General features: G+C 62.4%; 20 protein-coding genes. 15 read left to right on the forward strand and 5 right to left on the reverse strand.

All coding sequences use genetic code 11. The features are described from left to right. The first annotated feature begins 94 nt into the window (after positions 1-94). From ACGYLI_RS10000 to ACGYLI_RS10025, 6 genes are all read left to right on the forward strand, one after another. Positions 95-1,192 (forward strand): hypothetical protein, encoded by a 1,098-nt coding sequence (locus ACGYLI_RS10000; protein ID WP_394419087.1) that lies wholly within the window; start codon positions 95-97, stop codon positions 1,190-1,192. A 186-nt stretch (positions 1,193-1,378) separates the two neighbouring features. After that, the gene (locus ACGYLI_RS10005; protein ID WP_067262409.1) at positions 1,379-1,849 is read left to right on the forward strand and encodes a MucR family transcriptional regulator; all 471 of its coding nucleotides are present in this window, start codon (positions 1,379-1,381) and stop codon (positions 1,847-1,849) included. A gap of 42 nt (positions 1,850-1,891) precedes the next feature. Continuing rightward, the gene (locus ACGYLI_RS10010; RefSeq protein WP_394419088.1) at positions 1,892-2,821 is read left to right on the forward strand and encodes a flagellar motor protein MotB; all 930 of its coding nucleotides are present in this window, start codon (positions 1,892-1,894) and stop codon (positions 2,819-2,821) included. 276 nt (positions 2,822-3,097) lie between these two features. Next, on the forward strand, positions 3,098-3,727 hold the full coding sequence (locus tag ACGYLI_RS10015) for a hypothetical protein (protein WP_209217519.1): 630 nt from the start codon (positions 3,098-3,100) through the stop codon (positions 3,725-3,727). Between the two features lie 53 nt (positions 3,728-3,780). Then, positions 3,781-5,121 carry a flagellar hook-length control protein FliK gene (locus tag ACGYLI_RS10020; protein ID WP_394419089.1) on the forward strand — a complete coding sequence of 447 codons (1,341 nt, stop codon included), beginning with the start codon at positions 3,781-3,783 and terminating at the stop codon, positions 5,119-5,121. Positions 5,122-5,132: 11 nt separating this feature from the next. Further along, entirely contained in the window at positions 5,133-5,801 is a 669-nt protein-coding gene (locus ACGYLI_RS10025) for a flagellar hook assembly protein FlgD (protein ID WP_067262400.1), read from the forward strand. A gap of 19 nt (positions 5,802-5,820) precedes the next feature. Here ACGYLI_RS10025 and ACGYLI_RS10030 read toward each other — a convergent pair whose 3' ends face one another. The 5 genes from ACGYLI_RS10030 to flgF all read right to left on the reverse strand — a co-directional run bounded on the left by ACGYLI_RS10030 (position 5,821) and on the right by flgF (position 9,467). Continuing rightward, entirely contained in the window at positions 5,821-6,399 is a 579-nt protein-coding gene (locus ACGYLI_RS10030; RefSeq protein WP_394419090.1) for a hypothetical protein, read from the reverse strand. A gap of 80 nt (positions 6,400-6,479) precedes the next feature. Further along, positions 6,480-7,250: a flagellar basal body L-ring protein FlgH gene (locus ACGYLI_RS10035; protein WP_394419091.1), complete on the reverse strand. Its 771-nt coding sequence runs from the start codon at positions 7,248-7,250 to the stop codon at positions 6,480-6,482. Then, positions 7,247-7,906 carry a flagellar basal body P-ring formation chaperone FlgA gene (flgA, locus tag ACGYLI_RS10040; protein ID WP_394419092.1) on the reverse strand — a complete coding sequence of 220 codons (660 nt, stop codon included), beginning with the start codon at positions 7,904-7,906 and terminating at the stop codon, positions 7,247-7,249. Before flgA ends, ACGYLI_RS10035 begins: the two co-directional genes overlap by 4 nt. Continuing rightward, entirely contained in the window at positions 7,906-8,691 is a 786-nt protein-coding gene (gene flgG, locus ACGYLI_RS10045) for a flagellar basal-body rod protein FlgG (RefSeq protein WP_067262392.1), read from the reverse strand. Before flgG ends, flgA begins: the two co-directional genes overlap by 1 nt. Positions 8,692-8,723: 32 nt before the next feature. Next, positions 8,724-9,467 (reverse strand): flagellar basal-body rod protein FlgF, encoded by a 744-nt coding sequence (flgF, locus tag ACGYLI_RS10050; protein WP_394419093.1) that lies wholly within the window; start codon positions 9,465-9,467, stop codon positions 8,724-8,726. A gap of 98 nt (positions 9,468-9,565) precedes the next feature. Here flgF and ACGYLI_RS10055 point away from each other — a divergent pair, with 98 nt between their 5' ends. From ACGYLI_RS10055 to flaF, 9 genes are all read left to right on the forward strand, one after another. Beyond that, positions 9,566-11,326 carry a hypothetical protein gene (locus tag ACGYLI_RS10055; protein WP_394419094.1) on the forward strand — a complete coding sequence of 587 codons (1,761 nt, stop codon included), beginning with the start codon at positions 9,566-9,568 and terminating at the stop codon, positions 11,324-11,326. A gap of 98 nt (positions 11,327-11,424) precedes the next feature. After that, positions 11,425-12,693 carry a flagellar hook protein FlgE gene (locus ACGYLI_RS10060; RefSeq protein WP_394410967.1) on the forward strand — a complete coding sequence of 423 codons (1,269 nt, stop codon included), beginning with the start codon at positions 11,425-11,427 and terminating at the stop codon, positions 12,691-12,693. Between the two features lie 12 nt (positions 12,694-12,705). Beyond that, a complete protein-coding gene (gene flgK, locus ACGYLI_RS10065) occupies positions 12,706-14,121 on the forward strand; it encodes a flagellar hook-associated protein FlgK (RefSeq protein WP_394419095.1) in 1,416 nt (471 codons plus the stop codon). Positions 14,122-14,128: 7 nt separating this feature from the next. Next, positions 14,129-15,190, forward strand: a complete 1,062-nt coding sequence (locus ACGYLI_RS10070; protein ID WP_394419096.1) for a flagellin — start codon at positions 14,129-14,131, stop codon at positions 15,188-15,190. A 13-nt stretch (positions 15,191-15,203) separates the two neighbouring features. Then, positions 15,204-16,304 (forward strand): flagellar basal body P-ring protein FlgI, encoded by a 1,101-nt coding sequence (locus tag ACGYLI_RS10075; protein WP_168612836.1) that lies wholly within the window; start codon positions 15,204-15,206, stop codon positions 16,302-16,304. A 9-nt stretch (positions 16,305-16,313) separates the two neighbouring features. Then, on the forward strand, positions 16,314-16,616 hold the full coding sequence (locus ACGYLI_RS10080) for a rod-binding protein (protein ID WP_394419097.1): 303 nt from the start codon (positions 16,314-16,316) through the stop codon (positions 16,614-16,616). Next, positions 16,613-16,990: a hypothetical protein gene (locus tag ACGYLI_RS10085; protein ID WP_394419098.1), complete on the forward strand. Its 378-nt coding sequence runs from the start codon at positions 16,613-16,615 to the stop codon at positions 16,988-16,990. Before ACGYLI_RS10080 ends, ACGYLI_RS10085 begins: the two co-directional genes overlap by 4 nt. 107 nt (positions 16,991-17,097) lie before the next feature. Continuing rightward, positions 17,098-18,060 (forward strand): flagellin, encoded by a 963-nt coding sequence (locus ACGYLI_RS10090; RefSeq protein ID WP_394419099.1) that lies wholly within the window; start codon positions 17,098-17,100, stop codon positions 18,058-18,060. A gap of 105 nt (positions 18,061-18,165) precedes the next feature. Next, the gene (flaF, locus tag ACGYLI_RS10095; RefSeq protein ID WP_300053929.1) at positions 18,166-18,570 is read left to right on the forward strand and encodes a flagellar biosynthesis regulator FlaF; all 405 of its coding nucleotides are present in this window, start codon (positions 18,166-18,168) and stop codon (positions 18,568-18,570) included. The last annotated feature ends 1 nt before the right edge of the window (position 18,571 follow it).

Genomic DNA, 18,571 nt, shown 5'->3' on the forward strand with positions numbered 1-18,571 from the left:
CTGCACACGCCTCCAAAAAGAAACTATTCTTACTTTATCCTTGAGCGAATGGGTCTATACAAGTATTATCTAGGAAAGAACTTGGGTTTCTATGATGAATAGTGGTTTTTCGGTCAAAGAAGAGTTGAGGGATGATGTCGACGCTCTGCACGAGCCCGATGCCTTCGCCTATTTCGTCGATCCCTCTGAGCTTTCGGTCCTTGTGCCCGGCTGGCCCGAAGAGATGCGGCTGCTGCTTTGCATGGATGCCGCCGGTCTTTGCGAGTTCGTGGTCTTTCACAATGACGAAGAACATGCAGTTTTCGATCGGGTAGCGGATATCCTCGACCGTCCCGTGGGCAGCTTTGCCGTCAGCCCCGAGGTTGAGGGCCACCCCTGCCGTAGGCTGTTGTTTTCTGAGGAAAATGCGCTGTTGAAGGCCATTCAGGACAGCAAAACGCTTGAGGAAACGGCGGCGGATTATCTGATCAACTACAATTTCGCCCGCGAAGAGGGGTTGGATTTCGACGAGTTGATGCGCCAGCGGCCCGAATTGGACCAGTTTCAGCGCGTTAGCACCAACAAGATCTTCCCTATCGGCAACCGCAAGCGTCGCAAGCTGCGCTCGGGCCCGCCCGAAGGCTATATGCCCTCTGCCGAGGTGCAGCCGGGGGAGTGTTTCTATGTCCGTCTTGAGATGTGGCTTGCCGGGGGGCGGATGCGAATCGCCTCCAACCCGGAACAGCCGCTGCCCATGGTGCCGACCTTGGTGCGTGACATCGCCTTTCGGGATGATTTCGCTTCGGTTTATATCCCCCGTGACACGCTGGCGGCAGAGTGGCGGCCCAAGGATGATATGGTGATCGATATCCCGGCTGAGCTCTTCCCCGCGGGCTTCAGCGACAGCTGCGCGCGGCGCGAAGTGAAGGTGGCCGTCATGCCGCGCGGCATCTTTGTCGAGTTCGGCGCGCCGATCGAGGTGCCCCCGGCGCCCGAGCCTGAGTTGCTCGACCCCGCGGCATTGGCGCCGCAGCCTCCCGCACCCCGCAAGAGCCTGTGGAAGTCCCTGCATGTGCCACTGATCGCGGTGGCAGGGCTGGGGGTGACCGGTCTGTTCAGCACGATCATCGCCCAGACCACCGGCAATGACGTAGCCCCCGATCCGGCCCCGAAAAGCGCGATCTTCAAAACCGTCGCGCAGATGGAGCCGTGATGCATTCCGCACGATATGGCGAAAAAGTGCTTGCCAATGCTTGCGCGGGTTCCAAATATAATTCGAATCGTGATAAGAATAAACGGCGAAGAATTATTTATCTTTGCTGCGTCCCTTGCGAAGCGCTCTTTGAATGCTTCGCGAACCTTGCAGAAGGCAAGATTAACTTAACAAGGAAGTTGCTTCATGCCTAATGTACCCCCCAAGCAGAATCTGAGCGATACCGCGATTGCGACCATCGTTTCGGGGTTCGCCAGCCGCAGCGACGTGACCATCGACGATATCCTGACCTTGGTCGAGCGTCTGCGCGCGACCCCCGCTGAGGCTCCCGCCACCGCATTGGCCAATATCCCCGCCGCCGCCGTGGCCCCCGTCGCGCCCAAGGCGCAGGGCATGACCGCCGCACCGGGCGAGCAGCCGATGACCGAAGACACGATCTTTTGCCTGTGTTGCGGCAAGGGGTTCAAGATGCTGAAACGTCACCTCGGGGCCGAACATGGGCTGACCGAAGCGGAATACCGCGTGATGTTCAACCTGCCTGCCGACACGCCGCTGGTCGCGCCGAGCTATTCCAAGCGCAAGGCCGAATACGCCAAACGCGCAGGGCTGGGCAAATACAGCCGCGACAAATCGGACAACAACGCAGAGCTTTCCTGATCTGGCCCCGTGCCCGGTCTTGCGTAATCGGGAGGCCGCGTGATGGCTGACAAGAAGAACGCGATGATCATCATCAAGCGCTACGACGCGGAGGGCGGCCACGCCCACCACGGCGGCGGTTGGAAGGTGGCCTATGCGGACTTCATGACCGCGATGATGGCGTTTTTCCTGTTGCTGTGGATCCTTGCTGCCTCGGATGAGGAAAAGCTGCGCGGGCTCGCCAATTACTTTACCCCCACGGTGTCGGACGGCGGATCCTCTTCGGATGCGGCGGCGGACCTGCGCCCGTTGATGGCCGCAGGGGTGATGACCGGCGCGGTCGACAACACCGGCAATGTGCAAAAGCCGACCTTTGGCCGTGACAATCCGATGATGGTCTTCGACAGCCGTCTGCGTGATAAACCCGCCGCCGTGGTTGTGGAATATGCCGAAGCGCCCGAGCTCGCGGCGCCCGCCGATCCCGCCACACTCGCCGCGATCGAGGAATCCGAGCGCCGCCAGTCCGAGATCGACCGCATGGCCGAGGACATCGCCGAGCGGATCACCTCGGACAGCGCTTTGAACGATCTGGCACGCAATGTCCGGCTTGAGAAATCGAACGGGGCGCTGACGGTTCAGGTCTTGGACCAAGATGAACGGTCGCTCTTTGCGCGGGGCAGCGCCGAGGTAACCCCGAAGACCCGCGAGCTGCTGCTGGCCATCGGCGATGTGATCGCCGAACAGAACCAGCCGGTCGAGATTGTGGGCCATACCGATGCCGCCGCCTTTGGCGCGAACAATGGCTATACGAATTGGGAGCTTTCGGCAGACCGCGCCAATGCCACGCGCCGCACGTTGATGGCCGCCGGCATCGCAGGCGCGCGCTTTATGCGGGTGTCGGGTGTGGCCGACACGCAACCGATCAGCCCGGTCGATCCCTTGGCCCCGGAAAACCGTCGCATCTCGATTCGCTTGGTCTATCAGGCCGAGTAGTCCTTGTTTTCAAGGCTCTATCGGCCCGGTTGTGCGAGATTTCCATCCTTGGCAAAAGTGCGACATCCCTGCCGCTGATTCCCAAAAAAATGGCACGGTCTTGTAAAATTGTTGACGGTCAAGGTCTTGCGATCTAGACCTTATGTAATAATCGAGCACCGGGCACCTAAAAAACCTTTAAAAATCGCCCGGATAAACCATGGACAGAACGTCCTGAACGAGGCGGAAATGCAGGTAAACTCACTTATAGGTGGCATCTGGAAGGGTGCCTGCCACATGGATTCATCGGCCGATGGCCGTCATTTCAACATGCTGATCCGGGCGCTGATTCCGGTTCAAGCTTCGGTCTTCGAGATGCAGGATTGGGCCGGTCACCCGGTGGCAATGCCAGATTGCATCGAACCGATCCCGGGCATTTGCCTTGGCGATATCCTTGCCGAAGAACTCGACGCCGATGTGCCTTATGGCTCGCTCGTCGTTATTCGCAAAAGCGACAATTTCACCAATATCTCCCAAGCCGCCGGCGCGCTGGTGGGCGAGGTGCTGATCGGGATCATCGGGCGCGGCCTGTTCCCGATGATGGACGAAGACAGCGTTCTGCACGCTTTGGGGCAGGCCTACCATCACGCCGCTGAGGCGGATGAGCTGCTCAAGCTGGGGCTTGAGCCTGCGGCCTTCCGCATGGGGCTAAGCGCGGTTCTGGGGCAGTACTGGGGCCGTCCGGTCGACAGTCATTCGGTCTTTGCAGCCCCCGCCGAGGGCGCGCAGATCTCGCTGCGTGCGCTGACCGGGACAGAGACGCCCGTGACCCTTAACCAGTGGACCCTGCGGCTGAAAGCCCTCGTCGAGGCCCGCAGCGCACGCCGCGCCTTTGAAGATCAGCGCGGGAACGTGCGGATCTCCTGATCCTACAAGAGCCTTCGGAATCCCGCCGTGGATCCCAAGTTGGAGGATGTCAGATGATCGCTCAACTTCAGGCAGCACCTGCGGTGTCGAATGCCGCAGGTCTCGGGCAGCCCTCGGGGAAGGGGGCTGCCGAAGGCTTTGCCGCCCTGATGCAGGGGTTGGCCGGGCAGGGGGGCGCGTCGGAGGCGCAGGGCCAAGACCTGCAAGCCGCCGCGCCAGCGGCAGCCGCTCCCGATACGCTGCCCGAGGACATCGACCTTGAGACGGCAGAGGGGCTGATGGCCCTAATGGATCACACCCTCGCCGGGTTGGAGGAGACCAGCCAGCAAATCACCCCGAAAGCCGCCCTCGCCGCATTTGCCGAAGCCTTGGGCGAAGCGCCGCCCGAAAACCTCGGTGCGCTGGAGGCGGTGGCGAATTTGGATGATCCTAGCCTTGAAGCCGCATTGGAGGAGAGGATCGCCGGTGCCCTGCGCCTGCCCACCCCGGCGAGCCAATTGAGCATCGCCTCGGCCGCGCTGCCGGTTGTGGGACGTATGGCTATGGGGCAGGCCCAGCAGGGGGCGCGCGTGATTGCCTCCGAAGGGGCCGCGCCAGTGTTGCAGGCCGAAGGCCCTGCCGAACAGAGCGGGTTTAAAACGGTCCTGCCGAGTGAGGGACCGGCCCCGAGAGCCGCCACCGTAGGGGCGACAGAACCGCCCCTCGCCGCGAAGGCCGAGGGCAGCACGACCGCCCCCAAGGTGGACTTGAGCATTGAAGCCGCAGACCCGCGCCTCACAGCCGCCGCCGAGCGTTTCAGCGCCGCTGTCGATGCCGCCAAGGCCGCCCAGCCCGGCACAAATGCCCCGGCGGCGGAGGCCGTCCTGCGCGAGGTCGCCGCTTTGACCGCGCCGCAGGCACCGCAGAGCGAGCGGCTACGCCTCAGCCCGCCGCAGCCCACGCCGGCTCCCGCGCCGAACCCTGCCGCCGCGCCGGAAGAACAGCTTCGCCAGCACGTCAGCCAACAGATCCGCAGCCTTGATACGGCGGACAACAAGCTGCGGTTCTCGCTCTCCCCCTACGGTATGGGCGAGATCGAGATCGAGGTCGTGCGCAGTGAGGCAGGGCGCATGCAGATCGCCATGACCACCGAAAGCGCCTCGGTCCTGAACATGCTGCGGCAAGACCGTGAGCAACTGCTGGACGCGCTGCAATCGCGCGGCATCAGCGCCGAGAATGCGGACCTCGATTTTCAGACCTTTGGCGACCGGGGCCGCAACGGCGGGCAGCAACAGGGCCCTGCGTTCACCCAGACCACAGCACAGGCCGATGACGCGCAGGGCGGTGACGCCGCGCCCACGGCCCAGACCTCCAGCCCCCGCCTCGGCGCCGGGCAGCTAGATATCCTCACCTGAAAGGCGAGACCATGATCGACGCGACCACAGCAAGCACCCTGAGCACCGCCAACACCTCGGCGGCGGCGACCTCATCCGCTGAGCTTCAGGAAAGCTACAACAGCTTTCTCACCCTGCTGACGGCGCAGATTTCGAACCAAGACCCGCTGAACCCGGTGGATTCGACGCAGTTCGTCTCGCAATTGGCGCAGTTGACCCAAGTGGAGCAGAGCATTGCCACCAACGCGAGCCTTGAGCAAATCTCGACCATGCTTTCCACCGTGGGTGCAATGTCGGACCTGCAATTGATCGGGCGCGACGTGTTGGTGCCCTCGACCCAAGTGCGCATGACCGAAGATGAATTCCCGCTGAGCTACCAGCTCAACGCCGGGGCGGAGGAGGTGACCGTCCGGATCTTCTCCGAAGACGGCACGCTGATCCGTGAGATGCCCGGCCCCTCCACCGCCGAAGGGGAGGTGATCGACGTGGAGTGGAACCGCCTCGATTCCGTGGGCTTGCCGGTGCCGCCCGATACCTTCCGGGTTGAGATCACGGCGACGGATGCCGAGGGCAACGATGTAGGCGTCACCCCGCTGACCCGGTCCGAGGTGACGCGGGTGAACTTCACCGCCTACGGGCCGGAGTTGGAACTGGATAACGGGGAATCCGTGCTGTCGAACGTGGTGCGTTCGGTTCTCTAAGTCTGCGCTGTGGCGCGTGTCAGAGCCGCGCCACGTCTTGTTTGTAAAGCGATACGAACATCACATCATCGACGCCCTTATGCTCTTTGCTGATTAGATCCCGCAGCAGCCGCGACAGGGCTTCGCTGTCGATCGCCACGCCGCGCAGCACGGCGCTTTCGGCGGCTAGGTTCATCGCCTGCAAGAGCGAATCGCGCATCCGCGTCGCGTCTTCCACGCGGCGGTAGCGTTCGGCCAATTCCAGTGACCCCATCTTGAGCGCGAAATCCGCGACCACATAAGAGACGCTGTTGGTCTTCTCCACCGGGATCGTCATCTGCCCAAGGCGCACCACCGTGCGGTCCTTGGCCAGTTCATAACTGTCCATCGGCGCGTGATCATCGCCCTTGGCGGATTTCTCACCTTTATCGCCATGGGCGTCTTTCTCGGGCGCATGGGCGGCGTCCTTTGCCGTCTCCTTTGCGTCATAAGCGGTCTTGTCATCACTCTTTGTCCCCGCCGCTTCGGCTGGGGCAGGGGCGAGGGCCAGACCGGCGCCATAGCCTGCACCCATGCAAAGCAAGGGGAGTGCTACGAATGCGATTGCTGCCTTTTTCATGTTCGACCTTTCCTGAGCTTTCGTCAGGTTTAACGGTCGATTGCGACGGCAATGGTCTCACATTGTGACCAAGTCAGGAATTAATAGGGCAGGATCACATCCATCGCGTCTTCGCCGTAACTCCGCTCTTGCGCGCGTGAAAGCGTGCCACGGCCACCATAGGCGATGCGGGCCTCGGCGATCTTGTCGTAAGAGATGGTGTTGTCATCGCGGATGTCGGCAGGGCGCACGATCCCGGCCATGCGCAGCTCGCGCAGCTCTTGATTCACCATGATTTCTTGGCGTCCCGCGACGACGAGCGTGCCGTTTGGCAGCTTGTCGATCACCAATGCCGCGACTTTGAGTTCGATCTGTTCGTTGCGGGAAATAGCGCCAGAGCCGCTCGCTTCGGAGGCTGAGCCGATCTCGACCACATCACCGCTCGGCAGGTCTGCCGCGCTGATTCCGGGCAGAATTGCGGCAATTTTCGCGCCATAGCCAAAGAATGTCGGGAAACCGATGGAGCTTGCACCCTCACGTTCCCGGTCGGTCGAGTTGCGCAGTTGCGCGCGGTCGTCGATGGAGATCACGACGGTGACGATATCACCAATATCATCGGCGCGCTGGTCGGCAAACAACGCTTCGCTGCGGGCAGAAAAGAGCGAGGCCTTGGCGCTGCCACGGCGCGGCGGCTCCATCGCGACGGCGGGCATCGGCACCTGTACGCGGGCGACCTCGGGGATGGTTTGGCCGTCCACCACGATCGGCGAGGGCTGCGGATCGCGGTCGAAGTGATCTGCGGTATCGCAGGCGGTCAGGGCAAGGGCCGCGCCCAACATCAAGACAGTGGCGCGCGCGAAAGCGGTGGTCATCGAATGATCTCCACGGTCCCTTCGCCGGTGGCGATGCCGGTGACCGTTTTGTTGCTGACAAGGTTCACGATACGGATTTCCTGCCCCTCATGTGCGTCATCAAGCGCGCGCCCGGGTGAGGAGAGGGCCAGAAGCCCGTCGCTGAAATAGATCTCCACCCGCTCGCCCCGGTTGATAACCAGCGGCTGAATGATGGACTGCGTCTGAATGGGCCGCCCCGGCGTCAGCACGCGGCGCACCTGTTTGCCGACGACCTCTTCCATATCCGTCATCACATAGGCGCCGATCCGGCCCACGGGCAGGCGCATGACGGTCAGGTCGTCTTCCATGATGATGTCATCGGGCAGCAGGCGGGTGATGGGCACAGGGACCGGCATGGTGACAAGGGCGTAGCCCGCGATGCGCTGCACCTCGCCCGTTTCCAGCACCGCATTGGCCAGAAACTTGCCGCTGCGCGGGTCCATCCAGAACTCGGCGAGGGTCAGAACCGCCTCGGCGGGGGCGTCCTTGACGGTGATCTCGAACTCGCCATCCTGCGGCAGGCTGTCGGCGTAATCGGTGCGCGCGCGTTCCTCGACCAACACGCCGATGGGGGCCGACAGGGCAGGGCCCGTCAGCACCATCAAGCCGAGGAAGAGGGCGGCAAGCCGTCGCATTAGCGGATTTGGTTCGCAGCCGAGAGCATCTGGTCTGCGGTCTCGATGGATTTTGAGTTCATCTCATAGGCGCGCTGCGCCGAGATCAGATCGGTGATCTGCTGGATGACATTCACGTTGGACGCCTCAAGATAGCCCTGACGGATCATCCCCGCGCCCGGATCGCCGGGGTTCACCACCTGCGCTTCGCCCGAAGCTTCGGTCGCCAGCAGAAAGTTGTTGCCCACCGGACGCATCCCCGGCTCGTTAACGAAGGTGGTCAGGTTGAACTGGCCAAGTTCCACCGGCACGGGATCATTCTCAACATAGGCCATGACGACGCCCTGTTCGTTGATCTCGACCGCTGTGGTGTTTTCGGGCACGACCATGCCGGGCTCGACGCGGTAGCCCTGCATCGTCACGATCTCCCCCTCGGGGGAGAGTTGGAACGACCCGTCGCGCGTATAGGCGGTGCCGCCATCGGGCAGCGTGACCGAGAAATAGCCACGCCCGTCAATGGCGACGTTAAGTTGGTTTTCCGTGGCCACCATGCCGCCTTGGGTGTTCAGCCGCACGGTGCCGGCGGTCTGCACGCCCATGCCGATGTCGATGCCTACGGGGCGGGTCGATCCGGCCTCTGAGGTGACGGCGCCTTCGCGCTGCATGGATTGATAGATCAGGTCTTGAAAGGCGGCGCGGCTGGCCTTGAACCCGGTGGTATTCGCGTTGGCGATGTTGTTCGAGATCACATCGACATTGGTCTGCTGCGCCATCATGCCGGTCGCGGCGATGCTGAGTGCCTTCATTGTCTCGTTCCTTCCGTTCTACGGATGCCGGGTCAGACCGCCTGCGCGATCCGTTTGAGCGAGTCGCGGCGCAGGTCGTCCGCATTGCCCATCATGGTATTGGTGCGCTCATAAGCGCGCTGCACGTCGATCAGCCGCGTCATCTCGCGCACCGGGTTCACGTTGCTAAGCTCCAGCGTGCCTTGGCGCACCTGCACGGCTTCGGCCACGCCCGGTTTGGCGGCCCCCTCAGGTGCGACAAGCATGCCGCCGCCAAGCCGTTTGTAGCTTTGAATCTCGGGGATATCGAAGACGCCGATCCGGCCCAGTGGGCCGGTCTCACTGCCCGAAATGGTGCCATCTTCGGAAATGTTGATATCGCCCATGCCCGCAGGGGGCAGTTGGATCGGCGCACCGCCCGCGTCGAGCACTTTTGCCCCCGACAGCAGCGTCAGATTGCCCTCAGGGTCGATCGCAAAGCTGCCGTCGCGGCCAAAGGCCCGCTGCCCGTCGGCGGTTTGATAGCTGAACCACCCCTCGCCATGCAGCGCCACGTCCAGAGGGTTGCCGGTCTGCGACAGCGCGCCGGGGCGGGTGTCGATGTAGGAGCCGGTATCGCTGACGAAAGCCGCCTGATCGTCGCCAAGCGCGGTGTTGTCCTGCAACAGCGCCTCGAACACCACATGTTCGCCCTTGTAGCCCGCGGTGCTGGCGTTGGCGATATTGTTGGCGGTGATGTCGAGTTGGCGCTGGAGGGAAGTCGCCAGCGACATGCTGATATGGCTGGTTTCCGTCATAACGGGCCTCAGTTTTGGCAAGGATGGCGTGACATTATGAAGATCAGTGTGAAATAAAGAATGGATCTTTACAAGAATAAAGTGCAACTATTCATATAATGAAGCATCTGCACAACATTGTTCTTGGCCTGTCTTTGCTCTTGGCCCCGCCCGCGACGGCGGAGGAGGGTGCTGTCTTTGCGCCTTTGTCCTTGGCCGAGCAGGGGGAGCAGGACTTCCTCGCCATGCGCGAAGGATTGATGACGCAGCTGGCAGAGGTCTCCGCGCCGGAGGATCCTGCGCGGGCCGGAGTGTTGCTGGGGCTGGCGGAATTGCACCTTGCTTGGATGATGCGCCCCGAGGCGGCTGGCTTTCTGGAAGCGCTCGACGCCGAAACCCTCTCCGGCCATGCCGCGCGGCGGCACCGGACCCTGAGCCTCGCGCTCGCCCTGCTCGATGGGGGCGCGGGAAGCGATCTGGGACAGGCGGTGTCATGGTCCGTCGGCTGGGGGCAGGGGCAAGCTCTGCGCGCGGCGGCCTTTGCCCGGCTTGGCGCGGTGGCTGAGGCGGCGCGCTTGATGCCGCGCACCTTGGAAAGCCTCGCCGACCTGTCACCCGCCATCCAAGCCGCCATTTTGCCCGATCTGCTTGAAGCGGCGCTGGAGGCCGAGGATTGGGAGGTGGCGCAGGCTTTGGCCGCGGAATTCCCCGACCATGCCGAGCTGCGCGATGGCCCCGCCTATCGCTACCTTCTGGCCCGCGCCTCAGAGGTGTCGGGCGATCTTTTGATGGCTTTCGATGGCTATGCTCAAGCCGCACAGGGCCGCGATGCCTATGCGCAGCGGGCGCGACTGGCCTTGGTTCGGATGGGGCGCGAGACCGAGACCTTGCCGGGACAAGACGCGCTGTCTTTGCTGAAAACCGCGCGCTGGATGTGGAGCGGGGATGCCCTCGGGCGCGAAGGCGCGCAGCTTTTGGCAGAGGTCGCCGCAGAGCAGGGCGACACCGATACCGCCTTGTGGGCGCTGCATAATTTGCTGCGCACCGCCCCTGAAGTGGAGGCCGACGCGCTACGCGCACAGGCGCGGGCGATCTACGGTGCCTTCTATGCCGCGGGGGCGGCGGGGGAGATCGACCTCGGCCCTTTCCTTGAAGGGCACACCCGTATCAGCGCCCGTTGGCGTTTCGATCCGGGTTTTGTCGGCCATGCCATGGCCGTGCCGCAACGCCTGCTGGATACCGGGATGACCGCCCTTGCGGCGCGGGAGTATCGCGCGCTGCGCGAAATGGCCCAGACCTTGGAGCGGGGCGGGGCGACTGCCCCCGATGCCAACCTTATGGCCCGCTTGCGGCGCGGTGAGGCCCGCGCGCTTTTGGCAGGTGGGCAGGCGGATGCGGCAGTGGACCTGCTCAGCGGCTATGCCGACGATCAGGGCGCCGAGGCCGAAGCACTTTTGGTCGAAGCCTTGGCGCAGGCGGGCCGTTCGGATGAGCTCGCCGCCCTGCGCCTGCGCGCCCAAGACATGGACCTGCGCCGCAGCCGCGCGGTGGCCCTCTACGAGACCGGCAAATGGGGCGCTGCGCGGCACGCCTATCTTGAGATGTGGGAAGCGCACCCCAAGCAGTTTGCCTTTGCCGACGCCACGCGACTGACCCTCGCCGCCTATCAGGCGGGCGACAGTGACACGGTCGCAAGGGCCGCCACGGCCTTTCCCGCGCTGGCCGACCTGCCCGGCTGGGCCGAGATCGCCACAGGGCTGGGCGCGCGCCCAGCCGAAGAGGGGCCGCTGGGGTCAGACGTGATGCGGCTGAGCATGGAAAGCGCGGACCGTATCCTAGATGCCGTGACCAAAGTGACGGACGTCAAGGAAAGTCAGTGACATAAATATCAAATAAAAATTTTATTCTTGCTTTAGTCATGAAGAATCGGCTTCTTCATGTATAAGTCAAGAATAGCAAGAACGAGCAGGATCAAGTCATGAGCATTACAAGCGCCCTTCAGATCGGGGTCAGCGGGTTGCAGGCCAACTCCTCCCGCGTCCAGAATATCTCTAGCAATATCGCCAACGCCAATACCGTAGGCTACCGACGGACCTTCTCGGAATTCGTGACACAGAACACCGGGTCGACGCAGGCGGGGGTGCTGACGGATGTGCGCGCCGATATCTCGGCCAATGGCAATATCATGGGCACGGGGCGCTCGACCGATCTTGCGGTGCAGGGTGACGGCTTCTTCGTCGTCTCGCGCAACCCCAACGATCCTGTCGAATCAAACTACTACCTGACCCGCGCCGGTTCCTTTACCCCGGATCAGGACGGCAACCTGCGCAACTCGGCGGGCTATTTCCTCTCGGGCTTTCCCACAGATGCCAGCGGCGCCACGGGCAGCGTCAGCAGCACCAGCTACAATGACCTCAGCACCGTCAATGTGGCGAGCTATCAGGTCCAAGGCACGCCCAGCACCCGCGTTGGCGTTTCGGGCAATGTCCCCGCGCAGGAAACCGGCGCTGGCACCACCGGTACGGCCTTTGAATCCACCCTGCGCTATGTGAACCAATTGGGCGGCAGCGATGCGCTGAACCTGTCTTGGACACCGGGGGCCACGGCCAATGAATGGACCGTCAGCATCAGCGATGAGGCAGGCAACAGCTACGGCGATGCGACGGTGAATTTCACCGACAGCGGCGTCAATGCAGGCAGCCCGGCGAGCTACACGCCCGGCACCCTGCCGATTGATCCCGCGACCGGCGTGGTGACCCTGCAAATCAACAACGGCGGCACCCCACAACCGCTTGAGATCGACTTCGGCGCGCCCGGCACCTTTGAGGGGATGACCCAGTTCTCGGGCGACTACACGCCCCCGGCCTTTTCGGATGACGGCACCGAGACCGGCAGCCTTGAGCGGGCCGAGATGAGCGACAGCGGCATCCTTTACGGCGTCTTCGACAACGGCCAGCGCCGCGCGCTGTTCCAAGTGCCGCTTGCCAATGTTGCCAACCCCGACCAGATGCGCTCGGTCGACGGCAACGCCTATGTGGCGACCCGCGATTCCGGCGCGGTGAGCATCGGCAACCCGATGTTGAACGGTCTCGGCAGCATCAACAGCGGGGCGCTCGAAGGCTCCAACGTGGATATCGCGGAAGAGCTGACCGACCTGATCCAGACGCAGCGGGCCTATTCCTCCAGCGCCAAAATCATCACCACCAGCGATGAGATGCTGAGTGAAACGCTAAGCATCAAACGCTAACCCGGTGCATGAATGAGCATCTCATCTGCCTTTAGCATTGCCCGCAGCGGGCTGAGCACGACAGAGGGTCGCGCCAACCTCGTTGCGGGCAATATCGCCAATGCGCAAACCGAAGGCTACGTCCGGCGCGAGGCCGCGCAGGTCACGACCAACGGACAAAGTGGCACGGTGGAACTGCGCATCGCGCGGCAGGTGGATGAACGCCTTGCAGGCATGTCGCGGAATGCTTCGGCCGAATTGGGCCGCGCCTCTGCCACCAGTGAGATACTCGGCAGCTATCTGATCACTCTGGGTGAGCCGGGCGATGAAGTCTCCCCCGCCGCTCGTCTAGCGGAGTTTCAGGCAGGGCTCGACCTTCTGGCCAACAACCCCTCCGACCCCGCCGCGCAGAACGACCTTTTGTCGCGCAGCGAGACCTTGGTGCACAGCATCAACGAGGCCGCCATCGGGCTTGAGGCCAGCCGCGCGCAGGCTGGTGACAGCCTTGTGGCGAGCGTGGCCGAGGTGAACGCGGCGCTCTCTGATATCGCCGCGTTGAACGAACGTCTGGCCCTTGCCGGGACCGATCCCACCGGCACCAGCGGGCTGATGGATGAGATGAACCGCGGCCTTGATGCTTTGGGCAGTCAGATGGACTTCCAAAGCCGCTGGGAAGCGGATGGAACGCTGACGCTGCACACCACCGGCGGCACGGAGTTGGTCTATGGCGAAACCGCCGTGCCACTCAGTGCCAACCCCGAGACGGGGCGGCTGATGGCGGGGGACATCGACATCACGCCAAACAGCGCCACCGCGCGCGGGTCCGACAGTGGCCGCCTTGCGGGGCTGAGCGGGTTGATCGCCAATGCCCTGCCGCAGATGAAGCTGCAATTGGATGAACTCGCCCGCGGGCTGGTGCAGAGTTTCGAGGCCGCAGATGCCTCCGTCGGGGCCGGGCAGCCGGGGCTTTTCACCGATGCGGGCGGGGCTTTCGATCCGGCGCAGTTGGACGGGCTGGCCGGGCGGCTTGCGCTCAATGACAGCGTCCAGCCCGACAAGGGCGGTGCGCTTTGGCGTCTGCGCGACGGTGCCGGAGCCACATTCCCCGGCGAGCCGGGCGACACCACGCAGTTGAACGCCTTTGTCGACGTGCTTGAAACGGGCATGGCCTTTGACGCGTCCACGGGCCTCAGCACCAATGCGCGTCTGGGGGATTACGCCGCCGATCTGGTCAGCCAACAAAACGTGCTGCGGGTCGGGGCGGATGGGCAGGCCGAGACGGCGCGCGTGCGGCTCATCACCTTCGAGGACAACCGCAGCAGCATCGAGGGTGTGAACGTCGATACCGAATTGCAAAAGCTTCTGGAAATCGAACAGGCCTATGGCGCGAATTCGCAGGTGCTTACCAGCCTGAGCGATATGCTCGATACCCTTTTGGCCAGCGTGTGAGGATAGGATGACCGAGATTTCCCGCGCCGTCTCCACCGCTTTGCAAAGCCTGCGCCAGCGCGAACAGACCAGCCGCCTCGCCGCCGAGATCTCGGACGTGTCGAAAGAGGTGACGACCGGGCTGAAGGCCAACCCCTATGACGATCTGGGCCACCGCTCTGCCGATGCCATCGCCATTCGCATGCAGATCACCCGCAACGATGGTTTCCTGACCTCCAATGCGCTCTTGGATCGTCGCTTTCTGGCCGTCGAAACATCGCTTGGTGCCATGCGCGACGTCGGTCAGAGTGCGCTTGAGCAAGCCTTCACCGCCGACAGTGCTGGCGGGCTTTCGACGACCTATCTGTCGCAGGCCGCGCGCACGGCGCTTGACCGGGTGTTGGAGCGTGCGGCGGTCAGCGACAGTTCCGGTTTCCTGATGTCCGGCACCCGCAGCGACACCAACCCGCTGCAAGCATGGGACGAGGTCAACCCGCGCACCGGCGAATCCCCGGCGATTGCGGTCGATCACATGATCGGCGGCCCTCTGACCGATGTGGCGGATGTGCAGCGCGCCATCGATGACCTTAAGGCGGGCTTTGGCGACAGTTCGGTGTTCCCCAACCATGATTTCGAGAACACTTTTTACAACGGCGCGCCGTCGGGCAATCCGCCGCTGACCTCGCGCACCTCAGAGACGCAAACCATCACCCAAACCGCCCAAGCCAATGACCCGGCAATCCGCGATCTGGTCCGTGGGCTGGCGATGCTGAGCGCGGTAAACCCCAGCGACATCCCCGATGAGGCCGCCCGCGATGCGTGGCTAACCGAGGCGCGCAGCGCCATCGGGGCGGGGCTTGAAGGGCTGACCGACCTGGAAACCCAGACCGGCCTGAAACGGGCACAGCTGGCCGATACGATCGCGGCTCAAGAAAGCCGGGCGCTGTTTCTGGACGGGGAGGTGATGAACCTCGAAGGGGTCGACCAATATGACGCGGCCACCCGTCTGACCCAATTGCAAAACCAACTCGACTCCAGCTTTGCCATCACCGCGCGGCTCTCGCGCCTGTCCTTCCTGAACTACCTCTAACCGGAACCGCCCCATGAACGCCTTGTTTAAACTCTTGCTGATCGGCCTCACCTTCGCGCTCGCCGCGCCGGCGGCAGCACAGGTGCGGATCAAGGATATCGTCACCGTCGAGGGCGTGCGGTCGAACCAATTGGTCGGCTACGGGCTGGTCGTGGGGCTGAACGGCACGGGCGACAGCCTGCGCAATGCGCCTTTCACTGAACGCGCCATCGAAGGCATGTTGGAGCGTCTCGGCATCGGCAACCTGACCGAAGACCAGATGCGCACGGCCAATACCGCCGCCGTCATGGTCACCGCCTCCCTGCCGCCCTTCGCGCGGGCCGGTAGCACCATCGACGTGGTGGTCTCTTCGCTGGGCGATGCCTCATCGCTGCGCGGCGGCACGCTGATCGTCACCCCCCTGACCGCCGCCGATGGTGAGATTTACGCCGTGGCCCAAGGCCCGATCGCCGTCGCCGGCTTCGCGGCGCAGGGGCTCAACGCCTCCATCGTCGAAGGGGTGCCGACAGGCGCGCGGATCGACAATGGCGCCATCGTCGAGCGTGAGGTCGATTTCGACTTTAGCGAGATGAACAGCATCAAACTGGCCCTGCGCAACGCCGATTTCGTCACCGCACAGCGGGTCGAGGCGGCGATCAACCAAGCCATGGGCCCGGTCGCCAAGGCCATCGATTCGCGCACCATCACCGTATCGGCCTATGGCAAAGGATCGTTGATGGAGACGATGGCCCTGATCGAACCGCTGCAAGTTCAGCCTGATCAAGTCGCCAAAGTGGTGATCGACGCGCGCTCCGGCACCATCGTCATCGGGGCCAATGTCCGCATCGACCGTGTCGCGGTCAGCCAAGGCGGGCTGACCGTCACCGTCCGCGATGATTTCAACGTGAGCCAGCCCGAATCGCTGTCCATCGGCGGGACCACCGTAGTGGTCCCGAACTCCTCGGTCGGCGTGGAAGAGAAAGACGCGAAATTCGCCGTCATCGATGGATCGGTCAGCCTGCAACGGCTCGTCGACGGGCTGAACGCCATCGGCGTCGGCGCGACCGAGACGATTTCAATCCTTCAAGCCATCAAGGCGGCGGGCGCTCTGCATGCCGACCTTGAGATCATCTAGGGGCAGGTCATGGAATTCGCATCTCTCCCAATCCCCGCGCCGACCCCTGCGGCCAAACCGGCAGCCCCGCAGGCCGATGCCCTCACCGCCGAAAAAGCGCAGGAGTTCGAGGCGATGTTCCTCGGCCAGATGGTCGATGAAATGCTCTCGACCGTGGATATCGGCAGCTTTGGCGGCGGCCACGCCGAAGAGACATGGCGCAGCTTTCTGTCCAACGCGATCGGCGAAAGCATCGCCGAGCAGAACAGCACCGGAATCGCCCGCACAATTGAAACCGCCATGCAGCGCTATCAAACGGGGGCCAACCGATGAGCGATCCGCGCAAAGCACTCGCCGCCGTTGACGCCTTGGGCAATCTGCTGCGCCGCGAAATCGCCGCGGTCGAGGGCGGAGCATTCAACCAGCTGGTCGAATTCGCCAGCGAAAAGGCCCGACTCACCGCCGTGCTGGAAGAGCAACTCAGCCACGACCCCGAAGCGGTCAGCAAAGATAAATTGCGCGATCTGAAAGATCTGATCGCGCGCGATCATGACCACCTGCAATTGGCCCGCCAAGCCACGTCAGAGATGATCTCACAGGTTTCCCAAATCCGGGAAAAGCACAGCATTGCAGGCATTTACGGCCGAAGCGGTGCGAAACGTGACAACCGCGCAACACTGATGACAACCGTGGACAAAAGTTTCTGAATTGCCTCAATGTTGCCAGTTTTTCGCGTAAAAACGTAATCAAGCGGGTTCGCCCCGCAGTTGTCAGAAAGACGACATAACGAACTAGAATAGTCTGGAATAAGAATATGTCTTCGATCAACACAAACAACTCCGCAATGAACGCTCTCGCAACTTTGCGGAACGTCAACCAAGGCCTCAACCAAACGCAGGACCGTATTTCGACAGGTCTGAAAGTCTCTGACGCTGGCGATAATGCCGCATACTTCGCCATCTCGGAAACGATGAAGGGCGACAGCGGGATGACCAAATCGATTAACGAAAGCTTAACGTTGACCAAGAACTCTCTGGCGACAGCGAAGGTAGGTGCAGAAAGTTTTCAAGACCTTGCCCGTCAATTCTCCGAGCGTGTGGCCTTTGCACAGGCCGGCGGTAGCGTTGATGACGTAAAAGATGAGCTGGACGAGATCGTAAAGCAGATGGACGCTTCTATCAGCCAAGCGACATTTAATGGCGACGACCTGATCGGTTCTGGAAACGAAGCAAAGACCGGGGTCACGGCAACCATTGGAGACGATGGGAGTATTACTACTGCAGCTGAAACTGATAATGGTGCGCGCTCTATGTCGGTCGTGACCGGTATCAAACGTGGCGCGGATGGCATTACGGCTACATCAATGACCGTCGAAGGCGTTGATTTGAAGCGCGCATACCTCGATTTCGCGGCTATTGCAGAGGATTTTAAATCTGGTTTTGACACGGCTGCAGACACTGGCGCCGATGCCGCCGCGAAAGAAGAATCGGGGCAAACTTATCTTAATAATTCGTTGGCAGCATCGGAGAAGCTTCTGGGGGAGGCGATCGACGCTGCGACTACTTTGGGCGTCGGTCAAAAGTCCATCGAGAACCAGCAGGAGTTCCTGACCAAACTCTCCAACAACCTCGACGCCGGCGTTGGCGCGATGGTTGACGCCAACATGGAAGAAGAAGCCGCCCGTCTTCAGGCGCTTCAGGTTCAGCAGCAGCTGGCATCGCAGTCCCTGTCGATTGCCAACCAGGCGCCGCAGAACATCCTGAGCCTGTTCCGTTAAGGATTAGGGTTTTCGGGGCCGGAGCCTAGTGCTCTGGCCCCGATCCAACCGCCTCAGAATTTGCGGTTGGCAGGCAGCAAACGATAAAAACAAGGAAGAATTCCTATGGGGCTGGCAGCATACAAACGAACAATTCGCGAGAGCGAAACCCCGCGGCAGATCGAGCGCCGCATCCTGAGCCGCGTCACACATGACCTTGCCGAAAAGGGCCAAGGCTTTGATGCCACCGAGGATAAAAGCGAGCGGTTGAACATCCTCGCCTCCGGTCTGCGCGACGCGATCTACGAAAATCAACGGTTCTGGTCGGCTCTGCGCTTTGACCTGTCCGAGCCGGAAAACAAGATGCCTGACGGGCTGAAAGCCTCGCTCATTTCCATCGCGCTTTGGGTGGACCGTCACAGCACCGCGCTGATGGCTGGCGAAGGCCGCTTGGCGGGTCTTGTCGAAATCAACGGCAACATCGCCGCCGGTCTGGCCGGGCAGGCCGCGCCGCAGATGCAGGAGGTGTAAG

Source organism: Sulfitobacter sp. 1A13421, assembly GCF_043557285.1.
In the GTDB taxonomy this organism is placed as follows: Bacteria; Pseudomonadota; Alphaproteobacteria; order Rhodobacterales; family Rhodobacteraceae; genus Sulfitobacter; species Sulfitobacter faviae.